The 21,027-nt window shown below is 71.0% G+C and carries 12 protein-coding genes; 4 read left to right on the top strand and 8 right to left on the bottom strand.

Going from position 1 to position 21,027, the window contains the following annotated elements; genetic code table 11:
* From ON41_RS08790 to ON41_RS08810, 5 genes are read right to left on the bottom strand one after another with little or no spacing between them, the layout of a single operon-like run.
* Positions 1-816 carry an ABC transporter permease gene (locus ON41_RS08790; RefSeq protein ID WP_040746744.1) on the bottom strand — a complete coding sequence of 272 codons (816 nt, stop codon included), beginning with the start codon at positions 814-816 and terminating at the stop codon, positions 1-3.
* Entirely contained in the window at positions 813-1,622 is an 810-nt protein-coding gene (locus tag ON41_RS08795) for an ABC transporter permease (protein ID WP_040746746.1), read from the bottom strand. Before ON41_RS08795 ends, ON41_RS08790 begins: the two co-directional genes overlap by 4 nt.
* On the bottom strand, positions 1,619-2,587 hold the full coding sequence (locus tag ON41_RS08800; protein WP_051161115.1) for a daunorubicin/doxorubicin resistance ABC transporter ATP-binding protein DrrA: 969 nt from the start codon (positions 2,585-2,587) through the stop codon (positions 1,619-1,621). The genes ON41_RS08795 and ON41_RS08800 overlap by 4 nt, the downstream gene beginning before the upstream one ends.
* Positions 2,584-15,684: a non-ribosomal peptide synthetase gene (locus tag ON41_RS08805; RefSeq protein ID WP_040746748.1), complete on the bottom strand. Its 13,101-nt coding sequence runs from the start codon at positions 15,682-15,684 to the stop codon at positions 2,584-2,586. The genes ON41_RS08800 and ON41_RS08805 overlap by 4 nt, the downstream gene beginning before the upstream one ends.
* Before the next feature lie 25 nt (positions 15,685-15,709).
* Positions 15,710-16,096, bottom strand: coding sequence for an AMP-binding protein (locus ON41_RS08810; RefSeq protein WP_051161116.1), 387 nt, complete (start codon positions 16,094-16,096; stop codon positions 15,710-15,712).
* Between the two features lie 299 nt (positions 16,097-16,395).
* On the opposite strand from ON41_RS08810, the gene ON41_RS08815 reads away from it, so the two are divergent.
* A complete protein-coding gene (locus ON41_RS08815) occupies positions 16,396-16,683 on the top strand; it encodes a hypothetical protein (protein ID WP_040746750.1) in 288 nt (95 codons plus the stop codon).
* A gap of 6 nt (positions 16,684-16,689) precedes the next feature.
* Here ON41_RS08815 and ON41_RS08820 read toward each other — a convergent pair whose 3' ends face one another.
* On the bottom strand, positions 16,690-17,547 hold the full coding sequence (locus ON41_RS08820) for a cyclopropane mycolic acid synthase family methyltransferase (protein WP_085995643.1): 858 nt from the start codon (positions 17,545-17,547) through the stop codon (positions 16,690-16,692).
* A 145-nt stretch (positions 17,548-17,692) separates the two neighbouring features.
* Here ON41_RS08820 and ON41_RS08825 point away from each other — a divergent pair, with 145 nt between their 5' ends.
* Genes ON41_RS08825 through ON41_RS08835 form a run of 3 tightly spaced genes read left to right on the top strand, consistent with a single transcriptional unit; the run spans position 17,693 to position 20,329 of the window.
* Positions 17,693-19,042: a cytochrome P450 gene (locus ON41_RS08825; protein WP_040746753.1), complete on the top strand. Its 1,350-nt coding sequence runs from the start codon at positions 17,693-17,695 to the stop codon at positions 19,040-19,042.
* A gap of 5 nt (positions 19,043-19,047) precedes the next feature.
* Entirely contained in the window at positions 19,048-19,671 is a 624-nt protein-coding gene (locus tag ON41_RS08830; protein ID WP_040746754.1) for a TetR/AcrR family transcriptional regulator, read from the top strand.
* Between the two features lie 34 nt (positions 19,672-19,705).
* Positions 19,706-20,329: a TetR/AcrR family transcriptional regulator gene (locus ON41_RS08835; protein ID WP_040746755.1), complete on the top strand. Its 624-nt coding sequence runs from the start codon at positions 19,706-19,708 to the stop codon at positions 20,327-20,329.
* A 42-nt stretch (positions 20,330-20,371) separates the two neighbouring features.
* On the opposite strand, the gene ON41_RS08840 is transcribed toward ON41_RS08835, so the two are convergent.
* Complete coding sequence (locus ON41_RS08840) at positions 20,372-20,677, bottom strand: hypothetical protein (protein ID WP_157185410.1); 306 nt, start codon at positions 20,675-20,677, stop codon at positions 20,372-20,374.
* Entirely contained in the window at positions 20,674-20,907 is a 234-nt protein-coding gene (locus ON41_RS08845; RefSeq protein ID WP_040746760.1) for a hypothetical protein, read from the bottom strand. Before ON41_RS08845 ends, ON41_RS08840 begins: the two co-directional genes overlap by 4 nt.
* Between the last annotated feature and the right edge of the window lie 120 nt (positions 20,908-21,027).

A 21,027-nucleotide genomic window follows, 5' to 3' on the forward strand; every position in this document is an offset into this window, starting at 1 on the left:
TCATCGCCGGCTCGTGCGGCGGTAGCCGATCGCGGCGGGTGCGGCGCAGACGAGGATCGCGCCCGCGCACCACAGCACCGTCAGCGTGAGTGAATGGGCCAGCGGCCCGCCTAGCGACAGCGCGCGCATGGCGTCCACCGCGACCGACATCGGCTGGTTGCGCACCACCGGCTGCAACCACTGCGGATAGGCCGCCAGCGGGACGAATCCGGTGCCGAAGAACATCAGCAGCGAGGTCAGGATCGTCACCCCCTCCACCAGAGCCGATTTCGCGGTGAAGACGGCGATGGCGGTGACCATGGTCGCGAAGGCGAGCCCGAACAGCACCGGGATCAGGACGAATCCGGCGGCGGCCAGGACGCCCTGCTGGAAGCGGAAGCCCAGCAGGTAGCCGACCAGCACGACGACACATGTCCCCGCGAGGATCCGGCAGCCCTCCGCCAGCACTCGGGCCGCGAGCCCGGAGGCGCGGTGCACCGGCAGCACCCAGAACCGGGCGAGCAGGCCCGCGTCGCGTTCCCGGCCGAGCATCACCCCGCCCGCGACGGCCCCCGACAGCGCCCCGACGATCGCGACCATCGGCACCGACCCGTACAGCGCGCTGGTTCCGGAGAACCGCTGGATCTGCCCGCCGATCACGGTGTCGAGCATGAACAGCAGCAGGCAGGGGATGAGCAGCGTCTCCAGGAGCGTGACCGGGCTGCGCGTCCAGCGCAGCAGCAACCGCTGCGTTTGGATCACGGTGTGCCGCACCAGGGCCGGCAGCGTCCGCTCGTCGACGGCCGCGTCGTGCCGCGCGGGTATCCGTACCGTCATGCCCTGCTCCGTCCGACTCGGCCGGCGAAGACGATGCCCGCCAGCAGTAGTGCGCCCACCCACAGCAGCGCCGGGCCCACCGCGGACCACGTCACCGCGGCGGCCGCGCGGCTGTCGCCCGCGAGCGTCCGCAGCGCGATCGCGAACTGCGAGACCGGTTGATTGCGCACGAAAGGCTGTACCCAGTGCGGGAATTGCGAGGCCGGGGCGAGGCCCGTCGACAGCATGCCGAAGATGAGCGGCGGCAGTACGAGAGCCTGGGTGGTCGCCTCGGGACTCTTCGATACGGTGCCGATGACATCCGCCCCGAGCGTGAACGCGATGCCGATCGCGAGGCCCAGCAGGAGGAACCCGGCGGTGTGCGCGGCATCGAGATAGAAGCGGAAGCCGATGAGGTGTCCGCAGACCAGAGCCGCGGCGAGCGCGATGAGCAGCCGGAACATAGTGCTCGCCATGCGCGCCGCCACCGGCACCACCGGCGGGATGGGCATGGTGCCGAACCGGCGGTCGAGGCCGGACACCGCGTCGGTGGCGGCCCGGAAGGCGGCCCCGATGGCGCTGAACGCCGCCGCCTGCAGGATGACGATCGGCATCATGAACTGGGCGTAGCTGCTGAATCCGGTGCCGGAGAACGACATCACGCGATCCAGCGGCAGGTAGAAGCTGGCGGTGAACGCGGCGGGGGCGAGGACCGAACCCAGCACCTCCCCGGTCTTCACCGACGGGGAGATGAGCCGGGTGGTCAGCACCCACCACTGCTGCGTGGTCGCCGGCGCCGCGCGCAGGGCGGTCTGCCACGCGGTCACCGCTCGGCCCGCCCGTCGGCCAGGTGCCCGGTGAGCTTCAGGAAGACGTCGTCGAGCGACGGCCGCCGCAGCGCGATGTCGACCAGTTCCACGCCCGCGGTGTCCAGTCGGCGCAGCGCCTCGGCGAGGGTCTTGTGCCCGTCGGGCGCGGGAATCGCGATGCGGTCCGAATCACCCGACAGCACAGTGCGATTCGGCTCGGGAAGCAGGCTTCCCAGGGCGGCGGCGATGGCGGGCAGATCATTGAGGTCCAGTGGCACGACCTCGCAGTAGCTGCCGCCGGTGCGGGATTTCAGCTCGTCCGCGGTGCCCTCGGCGATGACGACGCCGTGGTCGATCACGATGATGCGGTCGCACAGCGCGTCCGCCTCCTCGAGGTACTGCGTGGTGAGCAGCGTCGTGATGCCCTCCTTCCGGAATCCGGAGACCAGATCCCAGACCCCTTGGCGGCTGCGCGGATCCAGCCCGGTCGTCGGCTCGTCCAGGAAGACCACGTCGGGCCGGACGACCAGCCCGCAGGCGATATCGATGCGCCGCCGCATGCCGCCGGAGTAGGTGCCCACCTTCCGGTCGGCGGCGCCCTCCAGATCGAATTCGGCGAGCAGTTCGGTGGCGCGGGCGCGGGCGGTGCGCTTGCGCAGGCCCATCAGCCGCCCGAACATCACCAGATTCTCGGCGCCGGTGAGCATGTCGTCGAGGGCGGCGAACTGCCCCGTGAGCATGATCGATCGGCGCACCGCGGCCGGATCGGCGACCACGTCGTGCCCGGCGACGAGCGCCCGGCCGCGGTCGGGCGGGATCAGGGTGGACAGGATGTTCACCGTGGTGGTCTTGCCGGCGCCGTTCGGGCCGAGTACGCCCAGCACCTCACCCGCCGCCGCCTCGAAATGGATTCCGCGCAGGGCGGATACGGGTCCGAAGGATTTCTCGATGCCCTCGACGAGGACTCCGCCAGGGTTGTTCACTGCCAGCCTTCCAGATTGTCGTCGAGGACCCGCGCGATGAGCGGCAGCGCGTGCGGCGCCGTCATCTCGTCGTGCGTGACCTCGAGCTCGTGGGTGGTGAGGTCGCCGGTGACGTAGGGCCGCCAGCCGGAGGAGCCGAAGATGTCGGAGGTCCCGACGGTGGCGGCGAAGTACAGGACGTCGCCGTGGAACACCGGCCGCCGGTATCCGGTGCGGGTGCGCGCGGAGGCGTTGTAGGAGTGCGCCATTCGCTCCAGCGTGTCCGCGTCGACGATCGAGACGCCGCCCATCCGCTCCCGGATCAGCGCCGCGGCCTCGTCGGCGGTGGCCGTCGCCGGAACGTCGTCGATGCCGAAGACCGCGCCGAAGGCGTTGACGAACGAGCCCGCGGTGAGCCGATCGATGCTGTCGCCGTCGATATCCGCGGTATCCGCGTCCAGCAGGGCGACCACTCCCACCCGTGCCCCCGACCGTTCGAGCCGGTCGGCGACGGCGTGCGCGATGAGGCCGCCGAACGACCAGCCGAGCAGGTGGTACGGGCCGTCGGGCTGGATGCGGCGGATCTCGCGCGCATAGCGTTCGGCGAATTCCTCGATGGACCGCATCGAGGGTTCGCCGCCGAGATCCGGCGCCTGGAGCCCGTAGATCGGGCGGCCCGGCCGCAGGAGTTCGGCGAATCCCAGGTAGGTCCAGGCGATTCCGGAGGAGGGATGGACGCAGAACAGGGCCGGTGCGCTGCCTTCGGTGCGGATCGGCAGGACGACGTCCAGTCCGAGACTCGACGGGGAGGCGGCCGGCGGCGCGGTGCGCGCCCGCTGCTCCGCGGCGACCTGCGCCGCCTCGGGCGAGTGCGCGAAACGCGATGCCTGGCACAGTGTTTCGTTCCACTGGTCACTCAGCGCGCCGACTTCCTTGTCGTCCAGCAGCGTGCCGGGGAATCGGATGCCGACGTGCAGCCGGTCGCCGAGGACCACGGCGTTGATATCGATCTCCGCCGTCACCGGCACCCGCGGGTCCTCGTCGGCGTCCAGCTCGCCGAGGTCGTCGGTGGGCAGCCAGCCGAGTCCCGCCAGGCCCGCCGGGATATCCGATTCGGCGTACCGGCCGAGGTAGTTGACCGCGATCCGGCCGGGCAGCCGCTCCGGAAGACGCTGTGCCGCTTCCGGATTCAGATAGCGGAGCAGACCGAATCCGATGCCCTTGTCCGGCACCTCCGCCAGCATGCGTCGCACCGTGCCGATCGCCGCGCCCATGGCCGGGCCCCCCGCGAGCGCCTCGTCGAGATCGATGCCGCTGAGATCGACCCGGACCGGATAGATGCTGGTGAACCAGCCGGCGGTGTGCGACAGGTCCGCGCCGGGCACGATCTCCTCCTGCCGGCCGTGGCCTTCCAGCCGCAGCAGGACGCTGCCCGGGTCCGTCGTCTCGCGGCGGCGCAGCACGGCCAGAGCGAGGGTGGCGAGCAGCGCGTCCTCCACGCCGCCGCCGAACAGGCTGGGCAGGGTGGTGAGCAGATCGTCCGTAACCTGCTGAGGCAGAGTGAATTCGACAGTGCGCAGCGTGCCCGTCCGGTCGACGGCCGGATCGAGTTCACGCTCGCCCAGCAGCGGGTCGGGCCCGTCGAGAACCGATTGCCAGTAGTCGAGTTCGGCGACCCTGCCCTCGCGGTGGGCCTCGTCGGCCAGCGCGTGCGCCCAGCGGCGCATCGAGGTGCCGGATCCGGTGAGTGCCGGTGCGGCGCCGGACGATACCTGTGCCCAGGCCGCCATGAGATCGGGTACCAGGATGCGCCAGGACACCCCGTCGACCGCCAGGTGGTGGGCGACGATGACGAGCCGCCCCGGCGTGCGGTGGCTGCCGGCGTCGCCGACCGGGTCGAGCCAGATCAGCTGCAACACGGTGCCGTTCGCGGGGTCCAGCCGGTTCATGGCGGAATCCACGGCGGTGCGGGCGAATTCGCGCACCTCCACGCTGTCGGTGGTCGCGGCGTACTCGATGTGGTGGACGAGCGCGTCGACGTCGACGGTGCCGGGTTCGGTGGTGCGCAGCGACCAGCCGCCGTCGCCGGTGCGCGACAGCCGCGCCCGCAGCATGTCGTGCCGGTCGACCACGGCCGATACCGTCGCCACCAGGTGGTCGCGCCGGATGCCGACCGGCAGGTCGAGCACCGCGGTCTGGGCGAACCGGTCGAAGTTGCCGCCGCGCTCGATCATGTACCGGACGATCGGGGTGAGGGGCATCTCGCCGACACCGCCGCCGGGCAGTTCCTCCAGCGTCACCACAGCGCCGGCCGTGTCCGCGAGTTCGGCCAGCGCCTCGACCGTGCGGTGTTCGAAGATCTGCATCGGCGTGAGCGAGATTCCGTGCGTCCGCGCCCGCGACACCAGCTGGATGGCGAGGATGCTGTCGCCGCCGAGCGCGAAGAACGAGTCGAGGGCGCCGACCCGTTCGCGGCCCAGCAGTTCGGCCACGAGCGCCGCCAGCGTCTCCTCGGTCGGGGTGCTCGGCGCGCGATACTCGGTCGCCACATCGTCGAATACGGGCTGCGGCAGCGCTTTACGGTCCAGTTTGCCGACCGCGGTGAGCGGAATCGCCTCGAGCGCCACGAACGCGTCCGGCACCATGTAACCGGGCAGTATCTCCGCCGCGTACGAGCGCACGGCCGCGATATCGAATCGGGTGGGGTCCGACTCCGCCACCAGGTAGGCGGCCAGCGCCGTGGTGCCCGCCGGGGTCGGAACCCCCACTGTGACGGCAAAATCCACTCCCGGAGCGCGGGTGAGGACCGCGTCGATCTCGCCCAGTTCGATGCGGCGGCCACGGATCTTCACCTGGAAGTCCGTGCGGCCCAGGTATTCCAGTTCCGGCGCGTCCAGGGAGCCGGTCCACCGCACCAGATCGCCGGTGCGGTAGAGCCGGTCGCCGGGTTCGCCGAACGGGTGGGCGACGAAGCGGGTCGCGGTGAGGTCGGGCCGGGCGTGGTAGCCGCGGGCCAGTGCCGCACCGGCCAGATACAGCTCGCCGGGTACGCCGAAGGGGACCGGATGCAGGCGCTCGTCGAGCACCAGCGTGGCCGCGCCGCGGATCGGCGCGCCGATCGTGACCGGAGCGCCCTCGCGCAGCGGCTCCGAACTCGTCGCCCAGATGGTGAATTCGGTCGGGCCGTACAGGTTCACCAGGGTGCGGCCGGGCACCCACCGCTGAACCAGCTCCGCGCTCACCGCCTCGCCGGCGACCGCGAGCACCCGCAGCCCGGTCACGGCGGCCGGATCGACCGTGGCCAGCGCGGACGGGGTGATCACCGCATGGGTGACACCCTCGGCCGTGATCAGGTCGGCGAGGGCGCTGCCGCCGAACGCCTCCGGCGGCGCGACGACGGCCGTCCCGCCGGAGCCGAACGCCATGACCGCCTCGAACACCGAGGCGTCGAAACTCGGCGAAGCGACCTGCAAAACGCGGGCCGTGTGATCCAGTCCCAGCACCTCGCGCTGCGCCGCCGCCAGATCGGCGATCCCGCGCTGGGTGACCGAGACGCCCTTGGGCGTTCCGGTCGACCCGGAGGTGTAGATCAGCCAGGCCGGCTGCTCGGAGCGCACCGCGGCCCGCGCCGTCCGCACCGGGGCCTCCCGCCACGCCCGCGCCGTCTCCGGTTGGTCGAGCACGAGCCAGCGCGTCCCACCCGGCAGCGGCGTCCGATGAGCGGTGACGGTGAGACCGGCGACGGCCCCGGAGTCGGCGAGCATGTGCTCGATCCGATCGATCGGATGCGCCGGGTCGATCGGCAGGAACGCCGCCCCGGCCTTCGCCGCCGCCCACATCCCGGTGAGCAGGTCCGCCCCGCGGGTGAGTGCCAGGGCGACAACGCTTTCCGGCCCGGCGCCGGCGTCGGCCAGCAGCGTGGCCAATCGCTCGGCGCGAGTGTCGAGTTCCCGATAGGTGAGCGTGACTCCGCCTGCGACCACGGCCGGGCGCTCCGGATACGCGGCCGCCGCCGCCTCGAACAGTTCGGCGAGTGTGATGCCGACCGCTCCTCCCGGCCGCCGACGGGAAACCAGTGCGGCCCTTTCGGATTCGTCGAGCAGGTCGATCTCCGCGATCGTCCGCTCGGGATTCGCGGTGACCGCCAGCAGGATTCGCTCCCACCGCCGGGCGAACGCCGCCGCCGTGGCCTCGTCGAACAGATCCGTGGCGAAGGTGAGGACCGCGTCGATCCCCGCGGGACCGGACGCCGACAGGCGCTCGCGCAGGTCGAGGGTGAGATCGAACGGCGAGGAATCGCGGTCGACCGGCTCGACCTCGACCCGCAGCCCCGGCAGTTCCAGCACCGGTTCCTCGAAGTTCTGCAGCGACAGCGACACCTGGAACAGCGGGTGGTGCGCGGTCGACCGCGCCGGATTCAGGCTCTGCACCAGCTGTTCGAACGGCACGTCGGCACGGCCGAACGCCTCCACGTCCGTCTCCCGGACCCGGGCTAGGAACCGGCGGAACTCCAGGTCCGGGTCGACCTCGGTCCGCAGCGCCAGGGTGTTGACGAACATGCCCACCAGCCCGTCGAGGGCCTGCTCCCCGCGTCCCGCGACGGCCGTGCCGATCACCACGTCATCGGTGCCGCCGAGGCGTGCCAGCAGGACCGCCAGCGCGGCGTGCACGACCATGAACAGGCTGACCCCGGATACGGCGGCCAATTCGGCGAGCCGCCTGTGCAATTCGGGGTCGATGGCGAACGGCATGGTGGCGCTGCGCATCGACTGCACGGCCGGGCGCGGTCGATCCGAGGGCAGCTCCAGGACATCGGGTACTCCCGCCAGCGCGTCCGTCCAGTATCGAATCTGCTTGGCCGCCAGCGATTCCGGATCCGATTCCGCGCCGAGCAACTCCCGGTGCCACAGCGCGAAATCGGCGTACTGCACCGGCAGTGCGGGCAGCCGCGTCTGTGCCGCATACGCCGTCATCAGATCCGTGGCCAGTGGGGCCATCGAGACCCCGTCGGCGCTGATGTGATGCACGACCAGCACCACGACATGGACCGGCACGGGGATCGAAGCGACCCGCAGGACGCCGATCCGCAGCGGCGGCTGCTCGGCGAGATCGAATCCGAGCGCGGCGAGCGCGGTGACCCGATCACGCAGTGCCGCACCGTCTTCGGTGTCGGCGACCGCGATATCGGGCACCGCGGAATCGGCGGAGAGCACCACCTGCCGCGGTCCCCGATCGTCGCCGGGATACACGGTGCGCAGGCTCTCGTGGCGCGCGACGACCTCCGCGACCGCATGACGCAGGGCGGCGATGTCCAGGTCTCCGGTGAGCCGCAACGCGACCGCGATGTTGTACGCGGGCGAGGCCGGATCCATCCGGTTGAGCACCCACATGCGCTGCTGCGCCGGCGACAGCGGCACCCGGTCGGGCCGGATCCGCGGCGCCAGGGCCGCCCGTTCGCCGTCGCCGGTGGCGGGGACGATCCGGGCGGACAGGCGCGCCACGGTGGGCGCGTCGAACAGGTCGCGCAGCGCGACCGTCGAACCGAGCGCCGCATTGACCCGTGCGACAACGCGGGTCGCGCTGAGCGAGTTGCCGCCCAGTTCGAAGAACGACCGGTCGACACTCACCCGCTCGCGCTCGAGCACCTCGGCGAACACCCCGGCGACCGCGCGTTCCACCGCCGTGCGCGGCGCCAGATACCGATCGTCCAGGGCGGAGAAGTCGGGCGCGGGCAGCGCGGCGCGATCCAGCTTGCCGACCGGAGTCAGCGGAACATCCTTCAGCACAACGATATACGCGGGCACCATGTACTCCGGCAACGCGGCCGCGACCCGCGTGCGCAACCCGTCGGGATCGACCGCGCGGCCCGTGGCGGGCACGATGTAGGACACCAGCACCGTGGTGCCGGCCGGGCCCGGAAGGCCCACGGTCACCGCGTAGTCCACGTCGGCGTCGAGCGCCAGCACCGCGTCGATCTCGCCGAGTTCGACCCGCAGTCCGCGGATCTTGACCTGGAAATCGCTGCGGCCCAGGTACTCCAGTTCGAGCGACCGGCCGTCGGTCTCCACCCAGCGCACCATGTCGCCGGTGCGATACATCCGGTCGCCCGGCGCGCCGTACGGGTCCGCGACGAATCGTGCCGCGGTGAGCGTGAATCGGTTGAAGTATCCCCGCGCGAGGGCAGGCCCGGCGAGGTACAGCTCGCCGGTGACACCCACCGGCACGGGCCGCAGCCAGGTGTCGAGCACCATGGCCGAAGCGCCGCGGATCGGGCCGCCGATGGTGATCCGCGCGCCGGGCCGCAGTTCGCCGGGCCCGGTCGCCCAGACGCTGAATTCGGTGGGGCCGTACAGGTTCACCATGCGCCGCCCGGCCGACCAGTCGGCCACCAGATCCGGCCCGACGGCCTCGCCGGCCACCGAGAGCGTGCGCAGCGCGGTGAGGCCGCGCGGGTCCATCGTCGCCAGCACCGACGGGGTGATGACGGCGTGCGTGACCTGTTCGGTGCGCAGCAGTTCCTCGAGGGCGTCGCCGCCGTACACCTCCGGCGGCGAGACCACCAGGTGCCCGCCCATGCCGTGCGCGTTCAGCAGTTCGTGCACCGAGGCGTCGAAACTCGGCGAGGCGACCTGCAGCACGGTGGACCGCTCGTCCAGCCCGAGTTCCTCCGCCTGAGTGGCGACGAGGTTGGCGAGACCGTGATGGCTGAGCAGGACCGCCTTGGGTTTGCCGGTGGAGCCGGAGGTGTAGATGAGGTACGCGGTCTGGTCGAGCGTGATCGGCCCGCCGCGTTCGGCATCGGTGACGGGCGCGTCGGAGACGGTCATCACGCGGCGGATGGTGTTCAGGTCGTCGAGCAGCAGCCAGTCGATGGTGCCCGGCAGGGTTTCGCCGGTGGCGCGCACGGTGATTCCGATCGGCGCCCGCGAATCGCCGAGGATGTGCTCGATCCGCTCGATGGGGTGGTTCGGATCCAGCGGCAGGAAGGCCGCGCCGGTCTTCGCCACCGCCCAGACGGCGACGACCGATTCCACCGACCGCGTCAGCGCGAGCACGACGAAGACCTCCCGCCCCACGCCGCGGCCCAGCAGGACCCGGGCGAACCGGTTCGACCAGGCGTCCAGTTCCCGGTAGGTCATGGTCAAGGTGCCGGAACTCAGGGCGATCGCGTCCGGCGCGATGCGGGCCCCGTGGGTCAGGATGTCCGGCAGCACCCGCGCCGGCGCTGGATCCGCGCCACGCACCGGCGTCAGCGCCCGGCGCTCGTCGCGGTCGCAGTGCTGGATTCGCGCGATCCGGTGCAGCGGATCGGCGGCGATCTGCCCGAGCAGCAGCACGAACCTGTCGAGCAGACGCTGTGCCGCTGCGGCGCCGAGATGGTCGGCGAGGTATTCGATGCTGATCCGCAGGCCGTCGCGCTGCGGGATCACCATGAGGTTCAGCGGATACGGCGTGGCGTCGGTGCCGGTGACGTCGAGGATCCGCATGCCGCCGATATCCGGCGCCCGCGACAGCGTGTCCCGGTCGAGCGGGTACGACTCGAAGACGGTGAGCGTGTCGAACAGTTCGGGCAGCCCGACCGCCTGATGGATGGCGGCCAGCCCGACATGCTGGTGATCCAGCAGCCGCGCCTGTTCGGCCTGGACGCGCGCGAGCAGGTCGGTGACCCGTTCGGCGGGATCGAGGCGCACCCGCACCGGCACGGTATTGATGAACAGGCCCACCATCTGCTCGATCCCGGGCAGCTGCGGCGGACGCCCGGAGACGGTGCCGCCGAACACGACATCGGTGCGCCCGGTCAGCATGGCCAGCACCAGCGCCCACGCGGCCTGCACCGCGGTATTGACCGTGGCGCCCGCGTCCCGTGCGGTGGCCTCCAGCCGGGCGAGGTCCTCGGCGGGGAAATCCACGGCGACGGTGCCGGATTCGGCCGACGCGATGCCCGCCAGGGTCGGCACCGCCCGGGTGGGGGTGTCGATACCGGACAGCGAGTCGGTCCAGGCCGCGAGGGACGCGGCATCGTCCTGCTCGGCGAGCCAGCCCAGGAATTCCCGGTAGGAGGGCGGCGCGGTCCGGTCGGGCGTTCCGCCGGTGACCAGGGCGACGTAGCCGGCGAGCAGTTCCTGGATCAGCAACGGCGTCGACCAGCCGTCCAGCACCAGGTGATGATTGGTGATGAGCAGCGTGTAGGACTCCGCCGCCGTCCGCACGAGCGCGAACCGCACCAGCGGCGCGCGCCCGAGATCGAACCGGGTGCGGGCGTCGACGGCGATCACTCGCTCCAGCTCCCGCGCGCTGTCGCCGGTCGTCGCGAGATCGAGGTACTGCCAGGCGATTTCGGCGGATTCGGAGACGAGCTGGTATGGCCCGTCGGCGGTTTCGGTGAAGGCCACCCGCAGGTTGTCGTGCCGGTCCACCACCGACTGGGCGGCCTGCCGCAGCCGCGCCGCGTCGACTCGTCCCGCCAGGCTCAGGCGGGTCTGCACGGTGTAGTCGTCCGCGGTGTCGGTGTCGTAGCGGGCATGGAACAGCAGGCCCTGCTGCAACGGCGACAGCGGCCACACATCGGACAGCGCCGGATGGTCGCGCTCCCAGTCGTCGATCCGCGCCTGCGACACCTCGACCAGGCCGAAGTCGGAGGGCGTATGCCCGCCCGCCGCCACGGATCCGGCATGTGCGACAAGCGATTTCAGCGCGGTGTTCCACAGTTCCGTGAGTTCGCGCACGTCGTTCCCGCCGAGGACGCCGGTGGCGTAAGCCCACGTCACCTCGAGTCCGTCGGCCCCCATCAGGGCATTGATATCGAGTACGGCCGCCAAGGGCGCGCGGTCGTCCCGGGTGGCGGCGAAGCGGCGGGGGAGCCAGGGGCCGCCGTCGGAGTCGGTCGCCGCTCGCCCGAGATAGTTGAAGCTGATCTGCGGTCTCGGATCGGCCGAAAGGGATTCGGCGGTACCAGGATCGAGGTATCGCAGCATCCCGTAGCCGACGCCCCGATCCGGAATCCGCCGCAACTGCTCCTTGACCGTCTTGATCGCCACACCCGCGGCCGCGCCGCCGTCGAAGGCATCGTCGAGATCGATCCCCGACAGGTCCAGGCCCACCGGATACGCGGCGGTGAACCAGCCCACGGTCCGGGCGACATCGGCTCCGGGCAGGATCGCCTCCTCGCGGCCGTGGCCCTCCAGCGTGAGCAAGGTCGTGTGCCGCCCGCGCCAGCGGCCGACGGCCAGGGCGAGTGCGGTGAGCAGGACATCGTCCGTGCCGCAATGGAATCGCGACGGCACGGCCGTCAGCACGCCCTCCGCGACCTCGGCGTCGACGGTGGTCCGCAGCTGCGCCTCGGTGGCCACGACATCCAGGGCCGGATCGAATCCCCGCACTCCCAGCGCGGGATCCGCGGTGGCCGAAATCTCCTGCCAGAGCGGCAGTTCCGGCTCCCGGTCCGAAGCCTGCTCGGCCTGGCCGTGCGCCCACCGCCGGAACGAGGTGCCGACGGGTTCGAGGTCGCCTCCGGAGTACGCGACGGCGAAGTCCGGCAGCAGGATTCGCCACGAGACTCCGTCGACCGCCAGGTGGTGCACAACCATCCACAGCAGGGGCTCGGCGTCCGGCGAGTCGATCACCACGAACCGGGCGACCACACCGGCGGCCGGATCGAGCTGATCGGCGGCGCGCTGAAGTTCGCGCTCGACCTCCTCGGGCCCGCCGGACACCACATCGACGAGGGCCGCGGCATCGATCGAACCCCGCTCGCCCACAACCCAATTCCAGTCGTCCCCGGCACGCCGCAGCGAACCGCGCAGCATGTCGTGGTGGTCGACCAGCGTCCGCACCGCGGACACGAGCCGGGCGCGGTCCCAGTCCCCGGGCAGCCCGATCAGCGCCGCCTGGGCGAAACGCCCCCACGCGCCGTCCTCGACCATCGCGTGCGCGATCGGCGTGAGCGGAACGGCCCCGACGCCGCCACCCGGCAGTTCGGCCACGGTGGTGGCGGCCTCGGTAGCGACGGCGGCGAGCCCGGCGACGGTCCGGCGCTCGAACACCTCCCGCGCCGTGAAGTTCAGCCCGGCCGCCTTCGCCCGCGACACCAGTTGGATGGCGATGATGCTGTCACCGCCCAGGGCGAAGAAGTCGTCGTCGGCCCCCACCGACTCCACGCCGAGCACATCGGTGAACACCGCCGCCACCGTCCGCTCGCGCGGCGTCTCCGGCGCGCGCCCGGTGCTCGACGCGGTGGCGAAGACCGGTGCGGGGAGCGCCCGCCGGTCCACCTTGCCGACCGGCGTGAGCGGGACGTGATCGAGCACCATCACGGCGGACGGCACCATGTACGCCGGAAGCCTCTCGCCCGCGGCGACTTTCAGGGCCTCCGGATCCAGGGTGGTCCCGGACGCGGGCAGGACATACGACACCAGCGCCGTAGCGCCCGAATCGGTTTCGGCCCCGAGGGTGAGCGCGAAGTCCACGCCGGGCAGCCCGTGCAGCACGGCGTCGATCTCACCGAGTTCGACGCGGAACCCGCGCACCTTCACCTGCGCGTCGCCGCGTCCGGCGTACTCCAGGCCCCAGCCGTCGCCGCCGCGACGCCAGCGCACCAGATCGCCGGTGCGATACATGCGCCGCCCGGACGCGTGCGGATCGGCCACGAAGCACGCGGCGGTGAGCCCGGTGCGCCCGTGGTACCCGCGGGCGAGGCAGTCGCCGCTCAGATACAGCTCGCCCGTGACACCGGGCGGGACGGGCCGCAGCCACGGATCGAGGACCAGCGCCGCCACCCCGCGCACCGGACCGCCGATCGTGACCGGATCCTCCGGTGCCAGCGGCGGGCTCAGCGTGACGGTCACCGTCGTCTCGGTCGGCCCGTACCCGTTGAGGACGGTGCGGCCGGACCACGCCGCCACCAGATCCGGCGGGCACGCGTCACCGCCCACTACGACCGTGCGCAGCGCGGGCAGTGTCGCCGGATCCAGCGAATCCACCACCGCCGGAGTGACATTCAGATGCGTGACGCCGTGATCCCGCAGCACCCGCGCCATCTCCTCGCCCGCGTACGCCTCGGGCGGCACCACCGCGACCGTCGCGCCGGCCGCGAACGCCACCAGCAGTTCCTCCACCGAGATGTCGAAACTCGGCGAGACGGCGTGCGCCACCACGGAATCGGTGTCCACGCCGAAGCCGGGACCGGAACTCGCCACCAGATTCGCCAGTCCCCGATGCGATACCAGCACACCCTTGGGCAGGCCGGTCGAGCCGGATGTGTAGATGGCATAGGCGGTCTGGTCCGGATGGATGTTCGCCAGGCGGTCCGCATCGGTGATCGGCGCGGCGTCGTAACCGGCGGCGCGACCGTTCTCGCCGTCCAGCACGAGCCAGCCGATCCGGTCCGGCAGCGAACCCCGCGCGGCGGCCACGGTCACGCCGGTGACCACGCCGCTGTCGGCGATCATGTACTCGATCCGGTCGGCCGGATACGTCGGATCGATCGGCACGAAGGCCGCACCCGTCTTGGCGACCGCCCACATCGCCACCACGGATTCCACCGACCGCGGAATCGATACGGCCACCGGATGTTCGGGCCCCGCACCGGCGGCGACGAGGAGCCGTGCCAGCCGGTTGGTCCGCTCGTCGAGTTCGCGATAGGTGAGGCGGGTGTCGCCGGCGCGCACGGCGATCGCGCCGGGCCGCAGTCCCGCGCCGTCCGCCAGAATGCCGGGCAGCGTCCGCACCGGCGTGCCCACCGGGCCCCGGGCCGGCGCCAGATCGGCTCGCTCGGCGTCCGACGTCGCGGGGATCGCGGCCACGGGCGTGTCCGGGCCCGCGGTGAGGAACCGGGACAGGTAGGCCAGGAAGCGCTCGTGCTGCGTGGCCAGCTCGGGCTCGCCGTAGAGATTCGGGTTTGCCTGGAAGTCGATATGCGTGCTCTCGCCGCCCACGCCCGGATAGACGTTGACGAACAGGTCGTCGATCAGCCCGGAGGTGAGCACGTGCAGCCGCCCGGTGACCGAGCCGAGCGCGATCCGGCTGTCCATCATCATCAGATTCACCGTCGGCCCGAACGAGGTGACCTCGTCCATCGCCCAGCCCAGATCGCGGACGATGTCCTCCTGCCGGTAACGCTGGCGCCGCAGCGCCCCGGTCAGCTCGCCCTGGGTGGCGCGGATCAGATCGCCGACCGTCTGCGCGGGATCCAGCCGCAGCCGCAGCGGAACGACATTGGCGACCATCCCGCCGGACCGCCGCAGCGTCGCGGTCGTGCGACCCGAGACCGGCAGGCCCAGCACCACATCGCCCGCACCGGTCATCGCGCCGAGATACGCGCCGAAGGCCGCCACGATGATCGGCGCCGCGCTCGACTGCTGCCGCTCCGCGACGGCGTCGAGCAAACCGGCCGTGGCGGTGGGCAGTGCGCCCGAGACCAGATTCGGCTGGGCGTCGACCGCGGCCTCCCGCCCGGCCAGCGTGACCGGGCGCGCCATCCCCGCCAGGTGCGTGCGCCAGTACTCGCGGTCGCTGTGCAGGCGGCTCGAATCACGGTATGCCACATCGTCTTCCACGATCCGGCGCAAGCTCTCGGCCCGCGGGGGCGGGACGTCCTCGCCGCGCAGGGTGTGGTCGTAGATCTCGGCGGTGCGCTGCATCATCGTCAGCGCGCCCACGCCGTCCAGCACGATGTGATGGATCCGGGAGTACCAGAACCAGCGGTCGTCGCCGACGCGCAGCATGGCCACCTCGACCAGCCGGTCGGTCACGAGATCCAGCGGCGCCGAGTACTCGGCGCGCATCCACGCGTGCGCGGCCGCCTCGGGATCGGCCTCGCCGCGCAGGTCGACGGTGTCGATGCGGTCGTCGAGAGCGGTGTCCACCACCTGATACGGCAGGCCGTCGGCCTCGAGCAGCCGCAGGTAGCCGGTGCCGAATTCGCGACCGGCCTGCCGCGCCGCGGCGGACAGCAGCGCGACGTCCACCGCGCCCTGGAATTCGACGTACTGCGCGATGGAGATCGGGGTGGCGCCGGCGAAGTGCTGGGCGAACCAGATGCCGCGCTGGGCCGCGGACAGCGGGAAGGCGTCGGCATGCGGGCGTGCGTCGGCGGGCGCCGTCACGGGGCGCTGAGACATAGAGGAGTCCTGGTCTGTTCGAGTGTCAAGCGGCCTGGTCGACGGGTGCGCGCAGCGGCGCGTCCGATCCGGTGAGGTACTCCAGCAGCGTCGACCGGTCGTCGAGCACCACCCAGCGGACCGCGTCGTCGAGACCGTGTAGCAGTTCCTCGGTGGTGACGCCGAGATCGGCTGCCGGAGAGTGGTTTTCGCCCCGCACCGGGACCGCTGTGGCACCGGCCTTGGCGATGGCCGCGCGGGTGACGGCCGCCTCCATCGGCGCCGTGACCGCGATGGCGATCCGGCTGCCGCGCCGCGCACCGCGCCGGACCAGGATCCGCGCCAACCGATTCGACCAGCGATCCAGATCGGCCCAGGTGAGCTCGCAGTCGTCGGCCGTGACGGCGACGGTGGTCGTTTCGAACTGCCGCATGATGTCCGTCCCCTCGATGTCGTGTTCATCGTTTCTGTTGATGAATTCACTGTCCCCGCTACGGATTCGGCGCGACAGCGACCTCAGTGCTAAGGGAGGACCAACCAAGGGGTAGGTATTTTCCACCCCTAGGTGGTGTGTCGCACTCGGCGCGGGATCGCCGGAACCGCTGGAGGATTGCTGGGCGGTAACCTAGAATTGCCGGCGACGCAGCGCCGCGACCAAAGCATTCCCCGGCGCTCACCGACCGATTCTCGACCAGCGGCCCAGCGCGCCGGCGAGGGATCGGAAGGGATGAGGTGGCCGACCACACAGGGGCCAGGACCGATGCCGCGACCTCCGTGCTCGTGCTGTCGGAGCACGCCGGTGACGGCTGGGAGCTGTCCGGCGCGGCGGGCGATCGCCGTCTGCTCAAGGACTTCGGGGCGGTGCGCGCACGCATCAGGACGACCACCCCCACCTCGTGCTCCTGGTGGGTGGGCAGGCCCGACGGCCGCCTGCTGCGCGAGGCCTCCGCGGCGTCGGTCGCGGAGGCGAAGGCCGCGGCGGAATCATGGGTGGCGGCCTATCTCGCCCGGGAGCGGTGACCACGCCTACTTCACCAGCGTGAACTGCATGACGTCGAGCAGTCCCCGGCGGAACCGGTCCGCGCATCCGGTGAGATAGCGCTGGTAACGGTCATAGGTCTCCTGGTCGGTGAGCCGCACGGCCTCGTCGCGACGATTCCGCAGCGCATCCGCCCACCGGTCGAGCGTGTACGCGTAATGCGGCTGCAGCGAATGGATCCGCGCCACCTCGAATCCGGCGGCCCGGGCCAGATTCGTGATCTCACCCGGGTTCGGGAGCTGTCCGCCGGGGAAGATGTAGCGCTTGACGAACACGTGGAAGCGGGCGTCCTCGCGGGTCACCTCGATACCCATGCGGCGCAGATCGGCGAGCGGATAGCCGATGATGCTGTGCAGCAACAGCCTTCCGTCGTCCGGCAGCAGCCGGTGGCAGCGCCGGAAGAACTCCTCGTAGCGGGTGCGCCGGAAGTGCTCGAAGGCGCCGATGCTGACGATGCGATCCACCGGCTCGTGATACTCCTCCCAACCTTGCAGCCGCACTTGGGCATTCGCGAGCCCGAGACGGTGGATCTCCGCGGTGACATGCTCGAACTGGTTGCGGCTCAATGTGAGTCCCGTGACGTGCGCCCCGTGCTGCTCGGCCGCACGCCGCATGGTCGCGCCCCATCCGCACCCGATATCGAGCAGCGTCGCCCCCGGTCGTAGGTCCAGTTTCCCTAGTGCCAGCTCGATTTTCGCCTGCTGTGCCTGCTCCAGAGTTAGACCCTCGCGCTCGAAATAAGCGCAGCTGTAGGTCATCGACGGATCCAGGAACAGCCGGTAGAAGTCGTCCGACACGTCGTAGTGCGATTGGACATCCTGATAGAACGGCGCGAGTTCGGCCACGATCATCACCCCTGTGCGCGTGCCTGCACCTGTAGCTACGGAGCCGGGCCGCCCGTGGTTCATCGGAGATGTGACCCTTGCCACGCTCGGTACACCGGCGTACCGTACTGCTGGTACATAGACGTACCAGCTTTGGGAGGGCTCTATGACCGCAGTGCGACTGCCCGATGGCCCGGACACGCCGCGCCTCGTGCAGAACGTGGAGATTCTGGCGGGGCGCACCCGCGCGTGGCGGCGGATGCACGCCCGGTACGGCTCGGCGTTCACGGTGCAGATGCCCCGGTTCGGCACGATGGTGGTGCTCTCGGATCCGGCGGAGGTCAAGGCGCTGTTCACCGCGGGCACCGAGGCGGTCGACACGGTGGACGTGAACCTCGGGCAGTTCCTGGGCCCGGGCTCGCTGTTCTCGCTGACCGGCGACGAGCATCGCAAACACCGCAAACTGCTGACGCCGCCCTTCCACGGCCGCCGCCTCTCGGTGTACGAGGATCTCATCGAGGAGGAGACGGTCCGGGAGACGGCGTCGTGGCCGTCGGGGCGCGAATTCGCGACGATGGATTCGATGATGCGGATCACCCTGAATGTGATCCTGCGAGCGGTCTTCGGCGCCGAGGGAGCGGAATTCGATCGGCTGCGCGCGCTGCTGCCGAAGCTGGTGCTGGTCGCGTCGGCGCTGGCCGCCGTGCCGGTGCCGCGAAATCTCCTGGGCCGCTTCGGTCCCTGGTCCCGATTCGCGGAATACCGCCGGCAGTACGACGAGGTCGTCGGTCGGCTGATCGACCGCGCGGCGGCCGACAAGGCGCTCGCGGACCGCGACGACGTGCTGTCGATGATGTTGCAGGCCCGCTACGACGACGGATCGGCCATGACCCGCCAGGAGATCGCCGACGAACTGCTTACCTTGCTCACGGCGGGGCACGAGACGACGGCGACCACCCTGGCGTGGACCGTCGAACGCCTGCGCCGCCACCCGGATGTGTTGCGGCGCTTGGTCGCCGAGGTCGACGAGGGCGGCTCGGCGCTGCGCGAGGCCACCCTGCTGGAGGTGCAGCGGGTCCGCCCGGTCATCGATTCGACCGTGCGCAAGGTGCGCGCCGACGCGCTGCGCCTGGGGCGCTGGACGCTGCCGGCGAACCAGAACGTTCTGGTCAGCATCCGGCTGCTGCACGACAACGAGGAGCTGTTCCCGAACGCGCGCGCGTTCGATCCGGACCGCTTCCTCGGCGTGCGGCCCGGCACGTTCACCTGGATTCCGTTCGGCGGCGGCGCCCGGCGCTGCATCGGCGCGGCATTCGCCACCATGGAGATGAACGTCGTGCTGCGCACGCTGCTGCGCGATTTCACCCTGGAGCCGACCGACGCCCCCGGCGAGCGCAACCATTTCCGCGGCGTCGCCCTGGCCCCCGGGCGCAAGGGCCGGGCCGTGGTCCACCGCCGCGCCGCACGGCCGGCCACCGGGGTCGCCGCGCCCGCCGCGGAGGCGAAACTAGGCTGAACGTCGTGACCCGCGCCGAGCCCGCCTCCAGTTCCGCCGCCGAGGCCGCGCCGGATTCGGGTTTCCGGCGCCGGCTGCTCGACGGTATGGCCGAGGCGATCCGCGAGCGCGGCTACCGCGACGCCACCGTGGCCGATGTGGTCCGGCACGCCCGCACCTCCCGCCGGACGTTCTACGAGCACTTCACCGGCAAACAGGACTGTTTCGTGGCGCTGCTCGCCGAACGCAACAGCGACACCATCCGGCAGATCTACGCCGCGGTCGACTCGACGGCGTCCTGGCGCACCCAGGTGCGCCAGGCGATCGAGGCGTGGATCGCCGCCTCGCAGCACGACACCAGCGTCACGCTCGCCTGGATCCGCGATATCCCGGGCCTCGGGGACGCCGCCCAGCGCCTGCACCGCGAGACCGCCGACGCGTTCGTCACCCTGATCCGGAACCTCACCGCCACACCGGAATTCCAGTCCGCCGAACTGCACCCGCCGTCCCGGCAGATGGCGACCATCCTCTACGGCGGCTACCGCGAACTCATCGCCTCCACGGTCGAGACCGGCGGTGACATCACCGACATAATCGATGTCGCCGTCGAGGCCGCGCTCGCCCTGATCGGTCCCCGCCGCGACCTCTGAACCACCGCGGGCCCGCGCGGGATACGGTTGATGGGTGACGAGCGTGGACAGGCAGTACGGCGGGCGTGCCGTCACCGAGCGCAAGGCCGAGCGCCGGCATCGGTTCATCGTCGCCGCGACGCGCGTCTTCGCCGAGCGCGGCTACGCGAACAGCTCGCTCGCCGACGTCTGCACCGCCGCGGGCCTGTCCAAGCGGCAGTTCTACGAGGAGTTCGAGACCCGGGAAGACGTGCTGGTCGCCGCCTACGACCGCGTCCAGGACGAGGCCGCGGCCGCGGTGACGCGGACGCTGGGCGCCCTCCCGCCCGGCGGCGATCCGCAGGCGGCGCTCACGGCCGTACTGTCCGCCTACCTCAACTCCATCGAATCCGACCCGTACCGCGCCAAACTCGCCTTCATCGAGGTGGTCGGCGTGAGCGACCGCATGGAACGCCACCGCCGGGAACGCCGCCACGTCTGGGCCATGGTCATCGAAATGGCCGTCGCCCCGGTCGGCGGCCAGGGCGCCCACATCCGAGGCGGAACAGCCCTCGCCACCAGCGCCGTCATCGGCGCGGTCAACGGCATGGCCCACGAGTGGCTCCTGATGGACCCCCGTCCCCCCGTCAGCGACCTGGTCGACGTGCTGGTCCCGGTCACGCTCTCCCTCATCGAGTAACGGCGGCCCGCTCCCACACCGCTGACAGCCGCACACCCCCGATCAGTAGGTTCGGCCCGCGTCCGGCTTGATGTGCCGGGCCTCCACCAGCACCCGATAGGCGACCGCCTTGCGGGGGCAGTCCTCGCGGTCGCACCCCCGGTGCCGCTGCATTTCCCGGTGCGCGCCCGTGACCGTCAGCGGGTAAGTCGGCGCCTCGTGCGTGTATCTCTCGGTCCACAGGGTCTGCGTGGGGACTTCTCCGTCGTCACTCTTGTGTTCGTGGTCGGGGCGAAGCAGCAGGTATACCGCGCCTCCGCAGATCATGACCAACATCGCCATCGCCGCCCAGGCCACCGTGACGCTCATCGGTTGGTCCATGCCCGCAGGCGCCACAGCGGCAGCGGTGGCACCTGCTCGTCGTCCTCGATCGCGACCGATTCGACTTCCGCACAGTAGTCAGGGTTCCAATCGCGCAGTGCTCGAAGGAGTCTCACGATGACGTCGGGCCGTGCGGTGTACACGATCGCCGGGTACCTCGCCCCACGGAAATCCACCTGTACCTGCCGTTGCGGAAGCCCGCTGTTCGCCTGGTCCATCACGTCCCCTCCCGTCGTTGGAAGCGTCCACCGCCCGGGGTGTCGGATAGGTGCGACAGCTGAAATCCGGCGGCGGGCCAGTTCGAACGCTAAGAGCCGAGCCGTATGAAGCACCAGAAA

Origin of the sequence: Nocardia transvalensis NBRC 15921, from assembly GCF_000308875.1 — a bacterium.
GTDB lineage: Bacteria > Actinomycetota > Actinomycetes > Mycobacteriales > Mycobacteriaceae > Nocardia > Nocardia transvalensis.

Excerpts from the sequence above, each read along its gene's own strand:
- ON41_RS08840 (WP_157185410.1), bottom strand. The coding sequence starts at position 20,677 with ATGAGCGTCACGGTGGCCTGGGCGGCGATGGCGATGTTGGTCATGATC.
- ON41_RS08810 (WP_051161116.1), bottom strand. The coding sequence starts at position 16,096 with ATGCGGCAGTTCGAAACGACCACCGTCGCCGTCACGGCCGACGACTGC.
- ON41_RS08825 (WP_040746753.1), top strand. The coding sequence starts at position 17,693 with ATGACCGCAGTGCGACTGCCCGATGGCCCGGACACGCCGCGCCTCGTG.
- ON41_RS08845 (WP_040746760.1), bottom strand. The coding sequence starts at position 20,907 with ATGGACCAGGCGAACAGCGGGCTTCCGCAACGGCAGGTACAGGTGGAT.
- ON41_RS08805 (WP_040746748.1), bottom strand. The coding sequence starts at position 15,684 with ATGTCTCAGCGCCCCGTGACGGCGCCCGCCGACGCACGCCCGCATGCC.
- ON41_RS08790 (WP_040746744.1), bottom strand. The coding sequence starts at position 816 with ATGACGGTACGGATACCCGCGCGGCACGACGCGGCCGTCGACGAGCGG.